This is a genomic window from Crossiella sp. SN42 (assembly GCF_023897065.1).
Classification (GTDB): Bacteria; Actinomycetota; Actinomycetes; order Mycobacteriales; family Pseudonocardiaceae; genus Crossiella.
Genome location: NZ_JAMHIV010000001.1, coordinates 141,190 through 154,661, shown reverse-complemented (window position 1 = coordinate 154,661; position 13,472 = coordinate 141,190). Strand labels below are relative to the sequence as shown.

At 69.0% G+C, this 13,472-nt stretch carries 10 protein-coding genes; 5 read left to right on the top strand and 5 right to left on the bottom strand.

Features of this window, described 5'->3' with window-relative positions; all coding sequences use genetic code 11:
- Positions 1-21 precede the first annotated feature (21 nt).
- Both M8C13_RS00645 and M8C13_RS00640 read right to left on the bottom strand, forming a co-directional pair.
- A complete protein-coding gene (locus M8C13_RS00645; RefSeq protein ID WP_252478418.1) occupies positions 22-1,185 on the bottom strand; it encodes a S8 family peptidase in 1,164 nt (387 codons plus the stop codon).
- A 154-nt stretch (positions 1,186-1,339) separates the two neighbouring features.
- Positions 1,340-1,795: an Lrp/AsnC family transcriptional regulator gene (locus M8C13_RS00640; protein WP_252478417.1), complete on the bottom strand. Its 456-nt coding sequence runs from the start codon at positions 1,793-1,795 to the stop codon at positions 1,340-1,342.
- A gap of 94 nt (positions 1,796-1,889) precedes the next feature.
- Here M8C13_RS00640 and M8C13_RS00635 point away from each other — a divergent pair, with 94 nt between their 5' ends.
- Positions 1,890-2,732, top strand: coding sequence for an LLM class flavin-dependent oxidoreductase (locus M8C13_RS00635; protein ID WP_252478416.1), 843 nt, complete (start codon positions 1,890-1,892; stop codon positions 2,730-2,732).
- Positions 2,729-3,145, top strand: a complete 417-nt coding sequence (locus M8C13_RS00630) for a nucleoside deaminase (RefSeq protein WP_252478415.1) — start codon at positions 2,729-2,731, stop codon at positions 3,143-3,145. Before M8C13_RS00635 ends, M8C13_RS00630 begins: the two co-directional genes overlap by 4 nt.
- Positions 3,146-3,782: 637 nt before the next feature.
- Here the strand turns inward: M8C13_RS00630 and M8C13_RS00625 are convergent.
- Positions 3,783-4,634: a transglutaminase-like domain-containing protein gene (locus tag M8C13_RS00625; RefSeq protein ID WP_252478414.1), complete on the bottom strand. Its 852-nt coding sequence runs from the start codon at positions 4,632-4,634 to the stop codon at positions 3,783-3,785.
- Positions 4,635-4,715: 81 nt separating this feature from the next.
- Here M8C13_RS00625 and M8C13_RS00620 point away from each other — a divergent pair, with 81 nt between their 5' ends.
- Positions 4,716-6,092 (top strand): NAD(P)/FAD-dependent oxidoreductase, encoded by a 1,377-nt coding sequence (locus tag M8C13_RS00620; RefSeq protein ID WP_252478413.1) that lies wholly within the window; start codon positions 4,716-4,718, stop codon positions 6,090-6,092.
- A gap of 124 nt (positions 6,093-6,216) precedes the next feature.
- On the opposite strand, the gene M8C13_RS00615 is transcribed toward M8C13_RS00620, so the two are convergent.
- Both M8C13_RS00615 and M8C13_RS00610 read right to left on the bottom strand, forming a co-directional pair.
- Positions 6,217-6,717 (bottom strand): protein kinase, encoded by a 501-nt coding sequence (locus M8C13_RS00615; protein ID WP_252478412.1) that lies wholly within the window; start codon positions 6,715-6,717, stop codon positions 6,217-6,219.
- Complete coding sequence (locus tag M8C13_RS00610; protein ID WP_252478411.1) at positions 6,608-6,850, bottom strand: hypothetical protein; 243 nt, start codon at positions 6,848-6,850, stop codon at positions 6,608-6,610. Before M8C13_RS00610 ends, M8C13_RS00615 begins: the two co-directional genes overlap by 110 nt.
- A gap of 941 nt (positions 6,851-7,791) precedes the next feature.
- On the opposite strand from M8C13_RS00610, the gene dpdE reads away from it, so the two are divergent.
- Both dpdE and dpdF read left to right on the top strand, forming a co-directional pair.
- Positions 7,792-10,923, top strand: coding sequence for a protein DpdE (dpdE, locus tag M8C13_RS00605; protein ID WP_252478410.1), 3,132 nt, complete (start codon positions 7,792-7,794; stop codon positions 10,921-10,923).
- Entirely contained in the window at positions 10,920-13,472 is a 2,553-nt protein-coding gene (gene dpdF / locus M8C13_RS00600; RefSeq protein WP_252478409.1) for a protein DpdF, read from the top strand. The genes dpdE and dpdF overlap by 4 nt, the downstream gene beginning before the upstream one ends.

Here is a 13,472-nt window from a genome sequence, read left to right as displayed (position 1 = left end):
TTCGTCCTTCCGGGAAGCGGTTCAGCGCGCGGACAGGGACGCGGTGTGCAGCAGCTTGTTGGGCGAGCCACGACCGTCGGTGATCTTGCCCGCGGTCGCGCCGCCGGTCACCGCCGAGGTGACCTGGCTCGGGCTGGCACCGGGATTGCCGCCCAGGTACAGCGCCGCCGCGCCGGCCACGTGCGGGGTGGCCATCGAGGTGCCGTTCATCTGCTGGGTGCCGCCGCCGTTGCGCAGCGAGGTGATGTTGCTGCCCGGCGCGAAGAGGTCCGTGCAGCGCCCGAAGTTCGAGGACTGGCTCCCGCCGAAGATCGACCGCCGGTCCTGGCTGTCGCTGGCCGCCACGGTGATCGCCTCGGGCACCCTGGCCGGTGAGACGCCGCACGCGTCCTGCCCGCCGTTGCCCGCGGCCACCGTCGCGGTCACCCCGGCCCGGATCGCGCCCTGCACCGCCTGGTCCACTGTGGAGGTCACACCGCCGCCGAGGCTGAGCGTGATCACCGCGGGCTTGCGGGCGTTCTTGGCCACCCAGTCGATGCCCTTGATGATGCCCGACCACGGCCCGCTGTTGTTGCAGCCCAGCACCCGCACCGAGACCACCTTGGCGCCCTTGGCCACGCCGTAGGTGTTGCTGCCCACGGTGCCTGCCACGTGCGTGCCGTGCCCGGCGCAGTCGGCGGCGTCGGCGTCGTTGTCGATGAAGTCGTAACCGCTGGAAGCCCGCCCGCCGAAGTCGGACTGCCAGTAGTCCACCCCGGAGTCCACCACGTAGACGGTGACCCCCTCGCCCTTGCCGCGGTAGCTGTACTTGCGGTCCAGCGGCAGGTCCCGCTGGTCCACCCGGTCCAGCCCCCAGGTCGGGTTCAGCTGGGTCTCCTGCCCGCGGGCGATCCCGTCCGGCTCGACCAGCGCCACCGCCGGGTCACCGGCCAGCGCCCTGGCCCGCTGCGGCGACATCCGCGCGGCGAACCCGCGCACCGCGGTGTCATAGGTGTGCCCGACCGCGAGGCCGTACCGCTGGGCCAGCCCGGCCGCGGCGACCGTCGCCGCCTCCGCCTGACCGTCGCGCAACAGCACGAGGTACCCGGTCTCGGCGGAGGCGGCGGCAGGGCCCGGCGCCGCGACACCGGCCATCACGGCGAACCCGGCGACGAGCACGCCGAGGACGCGTTTGTTCTTGGACATGAGCAGCTCCGATACAGGGGGGAACTGGTGGAGTGGGCCGCCCGCCGACGCGTGCCGGCCCGCCGGGAACTCTCCGGCGGGGCGCACGGCCGGGCAATTGTGGTGGGCACCCGTAGACCACCCAGTAGTCCCCGAGGTGGAACCGCTCAGTCGGTCAGGGAGCGGGCGTCCGGCCGATGCCGCGGTAGGGCAGCGGCTGGCTGTAGACGATGTTGGTCGTGGTGCTGCCGAACGCGGTCAGCTCGTTGACCACCTGCTCCAGGTGCGGCATCGAGGTGGCCGCGACCTTGAGGGTGTAGCAGTCCTCGCCGGTGATGCGCAGGCACTCCAGGATCTCGGCGCGCTCGGCGAGCAGCCGGTGCAGCGGCTGGTGCTGGTGGCCGGGGTACTTCAGGCGCACCACGGCCAGCACGGGGTAGCCCACCTTGTCCAGGTCAACGACGGCGCGGTAGCCGGTGATGACCCCGGCGTGCTCCAGCCGCTTGACCCGTTCGGTGGTGGCCGAGGCGCTGAGGTTGACCCGGCGGCCGAGCTCGGTGAGCGCGAGGCGGCCGTCCCGCTGCAGCTCCGCGACGATCATCCAGTCGGTGAGGTCCATGGTCTCGGCCATGGCCCGAAACTACCGTGAGATCCACGGCGAGCACGGCCAAACGCCGTGGACAGTCTCTTTTGTACGATCGGCTGATCGGCATAGCCTTGATCACATGTTGCTCGGTGTGAACGTCCCCAACTTCGGCCCCGGCACCACCCCGGCGGTGCTGCGAGACTGGGCGCGGACGGTGGAGGGCCTGGGTTTCGACCTGCTCATGGTCTCCGACCACGTGTCGGTGACGCCCGATGTCGCCGAGCAGTACCCCGCGCCGTTCTACGAACCGTTCACCACCCTGTCCTGGCTCGCCGGGGTCACCGAGCGGATCACCCTGGGCACCACCGTGCTGATCGCGCCGTACCGCCATCCGCTGCTGGTCGCGCGGATGGCGGCGAACCTGAGCGAGCTCAGCGGCGGCCGCCTCGTGCTCGGGGTCGGGGTCGGCTGGGCGCGGCAGGAGTTCGAGGCGCTCGGAGTTCCGTTCCACCGCAGGGGAAAGCTGACCGACGAGCTGATCACCACAGTCCGCGCGGCCTGGCAGGACGAGGGCTACCGCGCGGGCGCCATCCCGATCTGGGTGGGCGGCCAGAGCGACGGCGCACTCCGGCGCGCGATCCGGCTCGGCGACGCCTGGCACCCCCTGCGCCAGACACCCGACGGCTGGCGGGAGTCGTTGACCCGCCTGAAGAACCTGACCGCCGAGGAACAGCGCCCACTGCCCGGCTTGACACCCCGCATCCTGCTCCGCCTGACCGAGGAGCCCGTCCCGGACCGACGCCTGGGCGAGGGCACGATCGAGCAGGTCGTCGAGGACCTGCACCGGCTTCGCGCCGACGGAGCACGGGCCGTGGTGCTGGACCCGTTCCTCGGCGACCCGGCGGAGACCCACCACCCGGAGGTCGCCTGGCACGCCCTGGCCACCGTACGGAAAGAGTTGCTGCGAAAGGACTTCCCATGAGCCAGGAACACCTGCTGCGGGCGATCGAGCTGGCCGCCGAGGCGCGGGCGGGCGGGAACCCGCCGTTCGGCTCGCTACTCGTCGGCCCGGATGGCTCGGTGCTGGCCGAAGAGCGCAACTCCAGCCTCACCGACCGCGACATCACCGCACACCCCGAGCTGAAACTGGCCCGCTGGGCCGCCCACTCCCTGGACGCCACCACGGCCGCCGGCACCACGATGTACACCAGCTGCGAACCCTGCGGAATGTGCGCGGGCGCACTGGCCAGGTCCGGTCTCGGTCGCGTTGTGTTTGCCCTGTCGACCGACCAGCTCAACGGACTGAAGACCACCGGCGGCTTCCCCGAGGTGCCGACCGACGGCCCGCACCTGTACGAGAAGGCGAAGATCCCGGTCGAGGGCTACTACCCGTAGGGGCGCGCGGCCACTTCGGCCGACGAACGCACCCCCGCCGCCCGCGAACCGTTCCTGGCCCGAGCAGCGCCGACCACGGTCAGGACCGAGCTTCCTGGCGGGGCGAACACATTGCCCCCGGGCTCCAGGGGCAGCTGCCCTGACCCGGGTGCGTGCTCAGCGCTCATGCGGTCCTCCGTTGCTGGGACTGTCCACTAAGCAGGACAAGACGGCGGCTGCGGTTGTGACAGCAGCGGGCCGGAGCCAGGCGGCGTTGTCGGGGCTGCCCGCTAGCCTCCCCGGAGGGGCTTCACGAGGGGGGTTCATGACGCACGAGTGGCCGGAGTGGTTCGAGGACTGGACGGACGCCGACCGGGCGCGGAAGATCGCCGGGCGGCTGCTCGCCTCGATCGCCGAGTTCACCGCCGACGCCACCGGGCGCGGCCCTGAACGAGCACGACCTCGCCCAGTTGCGGCACTCGATGACCAACCCCGATCCCACCAGCGCCGCCCACCGGCACGCCGCGCAGGCCGTCGCCGGCTTCACCGGTCTGCTCGCCGGGTACCTGTCGCTGATGGCCACCATCAACGGGACGCCGCAACCGGATGCGGCAGACACGGGGGTGAGCGAGAAGTGGCTCGCAGCCGCCCTCGTCCGCTACGGCAAGGGAACCAGAGCCTCCGGCCCCTGTCCGGAGCTGATCGACTCCGGCACGCGCAGGTCCTCGTGCGCGTAGAGCGCGCGCAGGGCCGAGGGATCGTCGGCGGCGCACACCCTGGCCAGCTCGTCGAGCAGGATGTCGTAGTCCGGGCCGGTCGTGCCCGCGTAGGCCTCGGTCATGCGGCCCCACTCGTCCCAGGGCAGCATCTCGACCTTGTTCAGCGCGGCGAGGTCGCGCACGGCGTTGCCGCTGATCTCGGCAGGTCCCCAGTTCTCGGTGCCGTCCACGCCGAATCGGGACGCGTCGATCTCGCCGCGCCGATGGGCCAGCCACGCCTCGCCGCCGGTGAGGAAGTCCCCGGGGCGCAGGTCGTGCGGGTGGGGCAGCGCGTTCCCGCCGAGGTGCTCGGTGTCCACGCGGACCCAGCGCGTGTTGTCCCAGTACTCGGTGATCCAGTGGTCGACGGCCTTCCCCGGCTGGAAGTAGGTGGCGAAGCCACAGCGGGCGCGGGCGGCGATCCCCCGGTGACGCAGCAGCGCACAGCCCAGCACCGCGAAGTGCCGGCAGCTGCCGATGACGCGTTTCCGGGGTTCGCGCGGAACGGTCAGCGGCGCGGGATCGAGTGCGAGCAGCCGTTGGAGGAGTGAATTCACCGGCCGAATTTGGTTGTCCTCGAAGCGGTCGGCTGGCAGGTTCAACTCCGGTGTGTCCATGGGGTGAATTACCAGGTTGCGGACCGGTCGGCAGAGGTCCACCGGATCAGTGGCCGCGGACTCCAGCACGCGCGGATCCAGGCCGTTCAGGCTGGTGAACGGGCCGGGGGACGCGTAGTCGAGGTTTGCCGCCATGCGGTTGACCGTAGCGGCTATCGGGGTTAATTCGCCATATTCGGAGGCAGCTGGCCGGAAGTATTGCTATTTACTGTGTGAATGAATATCCACGCGGTGGTCCTGGGTGGCGGGCTGGCCGGGATGCTCGCCGCGTCCGCGCTCACCGGCTTCGCCGACCAGGTCACCATCATCGAACGCGACCGGTTACCGGACGGGCCCCTTGAGCGCCGAGGCATCCCCCAGGCCGGCCACACGCACGTGCTGATCGCCGGCGGCGCGCACGCGATCGACCAACTGCTGCCGGGCACCATCAACACCCTCATCGCGCACGGCGCCCAGCGCATCGGCCTGCCGAGCCGGTTCCTGGCCCTGGCCTCCCGCGGCTGGCTGCGGCGCTTCGACGAAGCCCAGTTCCTGATCAGCTGCTCCCGCGCCTTGCTCGACTGGGTAGTCCGCGAGAAAGTGTTGCGGGACAAGAAGATCGCGGTCCGCGAGGGCACCGAGGCGATCGGCCTCCTCGGCGACGCCCAGCGGATCACCGGTGCACGGCTACGCGACCGCGACACCGGGGCCATCGACCACCTCAACGCAGACCTCGTCATCGACGCCACCGGGAACACTTCCCGCGCCCCGCGCTGGCTCGCCGACCTCGGTCTGCCCGCGGTCACCGAAGAGAAGATCGACCCGGACATCTTCTACGCCACCCGCTTCTACCGCGCTCCCGAAGGCGCGAGGCACAACTTCCCCGAGATCAACATCGCCTCCGACCCGACAGTCAGCCCGCTGCTGCAAGCCGGTGTCCTGCTGCCCATCGAGGACCACCGCTGGATCGTCACGCTGGTCGGCCCGCGCTCAGCCAAGCCGCCGGTCGACGACGAGGGCTTCGCCCGCTTCGCCAGAGACCTCCGGCACCCGGTCATCGCCGACCTCATCGCCCACGCCGAACCGCTGACCGCGCCACAGCAGTACCGCATACCCGGCAACCGCCGACGGCACTACGAACGCATCAAGCCCTGGCCCACCGGCTTTGTCGTGCTCGGCGACGCCGCCTGCACCGTCAACCCCGTCTACGGCCACGGCATGGCCATCGCCGCCCGCGGCGCCCTCGCCCTCCGCAGCGGCCTGCGACACAACGGAATCCACCGCGGCGGCCCGATCATCCAACGCGCCGTCGCACGCCAAGCGGACCTGGCCTGGGCAATGGCCACCAGCCAGGACCTCCGCTACCCCAACACCATCGGGCCCCGCCCCGGCCGCCTCGCCGGACTTCGCCAGGCATTCCTGGACCGCCTCTCCTGGGCGGCCACCGGACGTCCCGCGGTGGCCGCCGCACAGTTCGACGTCTACACCCTCTCCGCGTCCCCGCTGCGGCTGCTGGCACCGCGGGTCCTGCTCGGCGCTCTCCTCGGCCCGGGTCGCCCGGCCTTGACCGAACCACCGCTGACGTCCGAGGAGTGGCGGATCTGCCGGGGATGAGCGGCGCTGATTACCCCGGCACGGCCAGGTCCGGCTCGCCGAACCCGCTCAGCGCGGCGGCGTTGAGCAGCCCCTGCGCTGGCCGGGGTGTCGAGGTGGCCGCTGCCGGAGCGCCACTCCCACGTCATCGGGTTGTCCGCCGTGCCCAGCGGCGAACGCCCCTCGGTCGCGTAGAACAGGTGGGCGCCCAAGGAGAACACGTCCGGGGCGCGCTGTGCGACCCCGCCCCTGGCGACCTCGGGCGCGAGGTAGGCGGGCTTGCCGCGGGCCGACCCGCCGCGGTCTGGGCGGCATCGCTCCACAGCGCGCGGGAGATGCCGAAGTCGGCCAGCTTGGCCACCCCGTCCGTGGTGACCAGGATGTTGTGCGGGGTCACGTCCCCGTGCGCGATCCCGCGGGCGTGCACTTCGCTGAGCGCGCCGGCGATCTGGTGCCCAGTTCGACCACCGGCGCGGGCGGCAGCGGCCCGTTCGCGGCGACGATCTCGGCGAGGCTGCGGGAGGGCACGTACTCCATCACCGGCCAGCACCTGGCGTCCCGACCACCATGTCGTACACCGTGACGATGTGCGGATGCGCGAGCGAGGCAGCCGTCCGCGCCTCGGTTTCCAGCCTGCGCGCGTCATCGACCAGCGCGTGCTCCACCGCCACTTCCCGGCCGAGCTCGCGGTCCATGGCCCGCCACACCACACCCATGCCACCGGCGCCGATCCGCACCAGCAGCCGGTAACGGCCCGCGATCGTGTCCCCGGCCTCCACAGGTTCCCCGGCCCAGACGGTGCCATCTCCGTTACGGAGAGTACGGTACCGGTCTCGGCATGTGAAGGCGCACGGCGGCGGCGAAGACCCGGACAGGCTGGTGTGCAGTGCTCTTGCCGCCTCCCGCTGGACTTCCGCCCGGCCCGGTGTCCAGGTCACCGACGGGCACCGGATGGACCGGGACAAGCTGATCGCGCACACCCGTCCGGTGCGCAAGCACCACCCCAGTAGCCGGGATGGAGGTGTACGAGGCCCTGGCGCACGGCGACCGGCTCGCCGCCCGTTACACCCTGCACGGCGCACATGCTCACCCGCACCGTTCCAGTCAACGCCGTCGCCGCGAGTTGGTCGAAAGCACCTACATCGTCAGCGGCATGGCGTGCGGCACTGCGCGGGCTTCGTCACCGAGGAGATCGAACGCATCGCCGGTGTCACCGCCGTCTCGGCCCACGTCGAGACCGCGCGGTCACGGTGACCAGCGGCCGGGCGTTGGACCTCGCGGAGGTGCGCGCCGCGGTCGGGAGGCGGGCTACGAGCTCAGCACCGCGCACAAGTAGTTCGGCTCTGGACCCGCTCCCGCATTCGAGGGGCAGCAGGACGTGGACTCGTTCCTGTAGGTCGACGTGCCCGGTGCTGAGCCCCTCCGTCGCGGAAACCGCCCCACGCCGATGCGGCACCGTGGAGGGACGGGGCGAACGACGGGTCGTGCACTTCGCGGAGTCCGCGGCAATCCGACGTGCTGTGGCCAGCATGTTCGCCGAATGTTATCGGCATCAGCGATCTGTCCGTAACGAACCGCCGGCGACCTACGACGTGAAGATCGTCCGCACGGGCACGACGAATAGCGGAACTCGGTGGTCCACCTATCCGCGCTCCGTTTCCCCTGCGGACCCTCGGCGGTGAACCGCAGGTCCAGTGGCTAGGATGGAGGTGATGTCACCATGTCGAACGGGCGCGCGGGTTTGCTGAAGAGTTCGCCATCGAGCAGATATGTCGGGAACTGGGTCCAAGTCGAAGGTAACGGTCTAGGCTTCGGGTTCTGCAAAGCGAAGCTTCCGAACGGTGCGCAGGTCGTCTACGTCGATATACCTGGAGTGGCGGAAAAGCGGGTCGTCGTCCCGCTTGAGCAGATCACTTTTCCCAGGTTCTCGCTCGGCACCCCGGTGTGGATCAAGGGTGCCCACTACGGTTGGGTCGCGGCCGAGATCGTCGCGCAAACTGGCTTCAGCGAGTACTGGGTTCGGGTCAGCGGGTCGGGTACGGATGTGCGACTACCGGGCGCTCGCCTGATGGTGCGTTGGAACAGGCCGCTGTGTGACCCGGTCGAGGCGTTGGCGACCGGACTCTGCGACTCTCCCGAGTACTACACGACCCGCAGAGACTTCTTCGAGCACTTGGTCCGCCAACGCGGTGCCTCCCGGGGCCTGACCGCTGCGATGTCCGCACCGATCAAGCTTTACCAGCACCAGCTGGACACCGCGGCCCGTGTGCTCGGCGACCCGGTCATGCGCTATCTGCTTGCTGACGAGGTCGGATTGGGCAAGACCATCGAGGCTGGACTCGTGCTACGGCAGTTGCTGCTCGACGATCCCAAGATGGTTGCACTGGTGTCTGTGCCGGCCACGCTCGTTGAGCAATGGCAGGAGGAACTGACCGAGCGCTTGGCTCTCGGCACTGCCATCGAGCAGCGCCGAGTTCTGATCACTCGGCACGAGGAACTTCCCCACCGAAAGGACCTGGGCCGCTACGGCTTAGTGATCGTCGACGAAGCGCACAAGACGATCCGTCCACTGCGGGAGGCCCCGAGGATATGGGAGTTGCTGCAGCGCACCCGTGCATTGCTGTTGCTGTCGGCTACCCCAATGCGGGGCGACCTGACGACCTTCCTGGGGCTGTTGAACCTTATCGACCCGGTCGCCTTCCCCATCGCCGACGAGACGGCGTTGCGAGAGCGGATGGAGCACCGTGCGTCCTCGGCCAACAGTGTGCGCGTGCTGGGGCTGCGGCGCGCCACACCCCGACAGCGCCGCAACGCTCTCGCAGATCTGGAGTCGCTGCACGGATCGGATCAGGTCTTCGCCCGGATGGCGCAACAGTGTCGCGCAGCCGATGAATCGGACATCGAAGTATGGCGGACCTTGGCTGAGTACGTCCGGGAGACCTATCGGATCAGCAGGCGGATGATCCGCCACCGCCGGGGCGGCGAGTCCGCGCGCGGCTACCCGGTCGCCGGACGGCGGGCAACCTACATCCAACTCGCCGACCCGGCTCGAGAGATCGCTGACCAATATTTGGAAAGCCTGCGGGAACGGTGGACCGGTTCGGACGATGGCGAGGAGTTCGCGAAGGTGGTGAACGTCGCCCTGGCCGGACCGCAGGCGTTGGCGCACTACCTTCGGAATGACTTGGCAGTGGACCCGGCGGCCGGCCCACCCGCCCACCTGCGTGCCCTCGCAGAGCGAACCGCTGCGCGACTCGCCATGGCGGACATCGGAACAAGGCAGCGAACGGCGCTCGACGTTGTCGACGATCGGGTGCGCGACGGGCATAAGGTCGTGGTCGTCGGTACTGCAACGGCCGTCGTCGCGGACTTTCTGGCGGCAGCGTCCGACCGATGGGCTGGCAAGGTCCGCGGTCACCTGGTCAACATGTCCCGGCTGGACCGGAACACCGCGGTGGAGGATTTTCTGGAGTCTAGGGTCGTGCAGGTGCTCGTCGGCGACTTCACCCTGGAGGAGGGCCGGAACCTGCAGCGGGCGCAAGTGCTGGTGAATCTGGACCTGCCGCTGGACGTCAACCGGTTGGAGCAGCGGATCGGTCGACTCGACCGGTTCACCGAACGCGGCGATCGGGCCGAGGTGGTGGTGTTCGAGGAGCCGGACAGCGACTGGCAGACGCGGCAGGTCGAGTTGCTTCGTGACGGAGTCGGGATCTTCGCCGATTCGGTGGCCACACTGCAAATCAGACTGAACCGCATGCGGGCCGACATGATCGACTCCTTGATCGAGCGCGGCAGCCAGGCACTGGCCCCCGACCTGCAAGCGCTGAGGACGGACTTCGAGAACGAACGGGAACAGGTCGACTTGCTGGAGGAATTGGAGTCGGTCACCACCGCTACCGACTTCGACGACGCCGGGATGGCCGAGTTGACTGCGACCGACGACGACGCCGCCGGACTTCGTGCGGCTTTCAAACGACTGACCTCGTCACGGCGGGGCGGGATCTGGCTCAAGCCCGTCGACGGGAAGCCGGATGGGCTGGTGCGGTTCGAGGTCGGCAACGGCAAGTCCGGACACGCTCAAGCCCGCCGGGTGCCCGGACTCTCCGAGGCCGCCTCCCAAGAAGTCATTCCGCTCCTCGGCACTTCACGCGCCTACGCTCGGGATGTGGCGGTGTCCGAGCGGAAACCGTTGTTACGCATCGGCGAACCATTGGTGGATTGGCTCGATCAGCACCTGCGTATGGACGAACGTGGCCGTACCAGGGCGATCGTCCGCAAGACCAGTGCGGTAGAACTCCCCGAATTGTGGTTGGCCTGTGACTTCTTGGTGGAGTTCGACGCGGCGCACCTCGACGCGGAGACCCCTGCGGTCCGACGACGCCTGCGCAGGCGAGGTGACGCACTGCTTCCCCCGGAGGTCATTCGAACCTGGACCAGCATCGATGGCGTGGCCAATCCGCGCCTGGCCGCCGATGTGCTCGACACGCCGTTCACCGAGGGCGCCGACCACGTGCTGCGTGGGCCGAACTGGGCCCATGTGCTGGGTGCGTTGCCGGACTGGGCAGGCCAGTGCCGGGCAAGTTACCAGTTCGCCGAGCAACACCTGCGTGCGCATCCAGGGCTGACTGAACGTCCAGCCGAGGCCGCGCGGCGAGCCGAGGTGGAAGTCAACGCCCGACTCAAAGTCCTGCTAGCCCGGTCGCACCGGTTGCCCACGGCAGCTGAGCGGGAGGGTGCCAAGCACGACATGGATCGGGAGGAGGCGTTGGGTGCGGCGCTCGTGAAAGGCATCATCCGCCCGGCAGTGTCGGTCGTCGCATGTGGCGGGGTCGTGCTCTGGCCGGCGTCATGAGGCGATCGGCGACCAAGTCCTTGCGCCCCCTTGAGGAAGACCAACTCCGTGCGGTCCTGCTGGATCCTGCAACCGGCGCGGACTCCTTCACGGACGACCTGTACTCGCGGGTCGCCCATCTGTGTCGCGTGCCGGACGACGGGAGTGATCTGGACGTCGCTGTCCTTATCCGGCACCTGGTACGCCGGTGGAGCCGGGCGGACAACCGGCTGGAGCACGTGATCACCTCACCCAGCCTGTCCTCTCGGCTACGGGCGGCGAAGGCGGCGGACTTGGTCGAGCGCACCCCGGACCACTGGCAGGCGATGGCGTGGCAGCCCACCTGGCTTGCTGACACTGCCGACAAGCACAGCGGCGGACCAGACGGCGCTGCGCTCGCCGGTACTCCCGGTGAGGCCCGCTTCAGTCAAGCCGGCCTCCCTGCCGATCCGTTCTTCTTTGACATCACCGGGTTCACGTCGTACCGGACACCCGGCCAGCAGGCTGCCGTGCGCGCCGCGATGACCGCAGCTCCGGGTAGCACGATCACCGCGATGCTGCCGACCAGTTCCGGCAAGACCGAGGTCGCCCTGTGTCTCGCCGAGCGATGGAAGTACAGCGTCTGCCTCATCGTCGTGCCGACCGTAGCGTTGGCGCAGGACTTCGAGCGACGGTTCCGCGACCACTATGCGAGCCGGAACGAGCGGATCAACCGAGACGACCTCGTATTCGCCTGGACCGCCGATACCCCTGAGGACACGAGGCAGCGCATTCGCCTCGCGGTCACTGAGGGCAGGCAGCGCATCTTGGTGACTTCGCCGGAGTCGGTGACCCGGTCGCTGAGCCATACGTTGAAGCAGGCCGCGGGACGCGGCCGCCTCAGCGGGCTGGTCATCGACGAAGCTCATCTGGTCACCCAGTGGGGACGCGACTTCCGGCCGGAGTTTCGTACCCTGGCCAGTCTCAGGCGAGAGTTGTTGGACGAAGCGAAGTCGGCGGCCGTCCGGCTCCCGGTGACCCTGCTGCTCAGCGCGACTCTTGGCGCAGCGGAACTCAACGATCTGCACCTGTTGTTTGGATCCCCTGGCCCGACCGCGCTTATCGCGGCGAACGCCCTGCGCCAGGAACCCGACGTGTGGCTTGCCGAGTCCGGGAGCACCGAGGACAGGGACGCCAAGGTCTTGGAGACTCTCGCCCACGTGCCGCGTCCGGCCATTCTCTATGTCACCAGTCCGGAGGATGCGGACCGATGGGCGACGCGACTCCGCGAGACCGGCTATCAACGATTGTCCGTTGTCAGCAGCAAGACGACCAACGACAACCGCGCCCAGGTGCTGGCCGCTCTTCGAAGCACTCCCGAGCAACCCGCGCGTACCGACCTGGTAGTGGCCACCTCCGCGTTCGGCCTGGGCATCGACTACGCCCATATCCGTACCGTGGTGCACGCCTGTCTGCCCGAGACCGTCGACCGGTGGTACCAGGAGTTGGGCCGTGGCGGTCGAGACGGTCACGCGTGCGCGGGCTTCCTGCTGACCGGTCCCAAGGATCTTCGTCAAGCCGCACAGCTTGCCACGAAAGTCCTGTCAGCCGAGGTCGCGCAGAGGCGCTGGCGCGACCTGTGGGCACACCGAACGGAACTCCCGCACGGGCACTTCCTTGACCTGGAAGGCAGCAGCGGTGCGGCCGAGGAGGGCAGTTACAACCGCAAGTGGAACGTGCAACTGGTGCAGGGCCTGGTGGAGTTGGGTGCTGTCGAACACCGCCGGGTCGACTTCGACGACCTCCTCGAGTTGCGCGGGGAAGGTGAGGCGCGACCGGACTGGGTGGCTGTCGAGCCGATCCGGTCCGACCTTGGCGAAGAGGAATTCTGGAAGGTTCACTGGAGGCCTTGGCAGCGAGAACAGTGGAAGCGATCTAAGGCATCGCTGACCATCATGCGTCGCGTGGTCACGGGCGAGGTCTCCGCGTGTGCTGGCATCGCGGACTCCTACCAACCGGATGAACGGGTCTGGCAACGGCACGGCGATGCGGCTCGGTGGGTCGCACCTGAGGCAAAGTGCGGTCGCTGTCCGCAGTGTCGGCAGGACAGGGTCGCGCCGCCCGGTGATCCTGCCCCGCGCCCCTTGCAGAAGTGGGTACTGGGCGAGGAAGACCTCAACCTCGACGACCTGGTATCGGCGGCCGAAACCTACCCGGGACTGATCGTTCTTGCCGCCGCCGATCCCGTGGCGATCGCCCCTCGCCTGGCGAAATCGCTCGTCCGGCGGGGGATCAGGCACCTGGCTGGTCCTGTCGGCGAGTTCGGTGCCGGGGACAGGTTGTTCGTCGACCCCGCACCGGTATCTCCCTGGGCGCTCACCCCGCGCGGCGTATTTGTCGTCTACCCACCCGGAGTGCGGATCACTGCTTCCTGGTTCAACCGCGCCACTCGGCTGCGAGCCCGAGATCCGGCGCGGCCGCCCGTGGACATCCTCCTCGTCCCGTCGGATGCCAGGATCGACGGCAAGGACGTGGTGAGGGACCTGCGTGCACTCGATGCGAACATCGCCTTGCAGATTCTCGGAGACTGA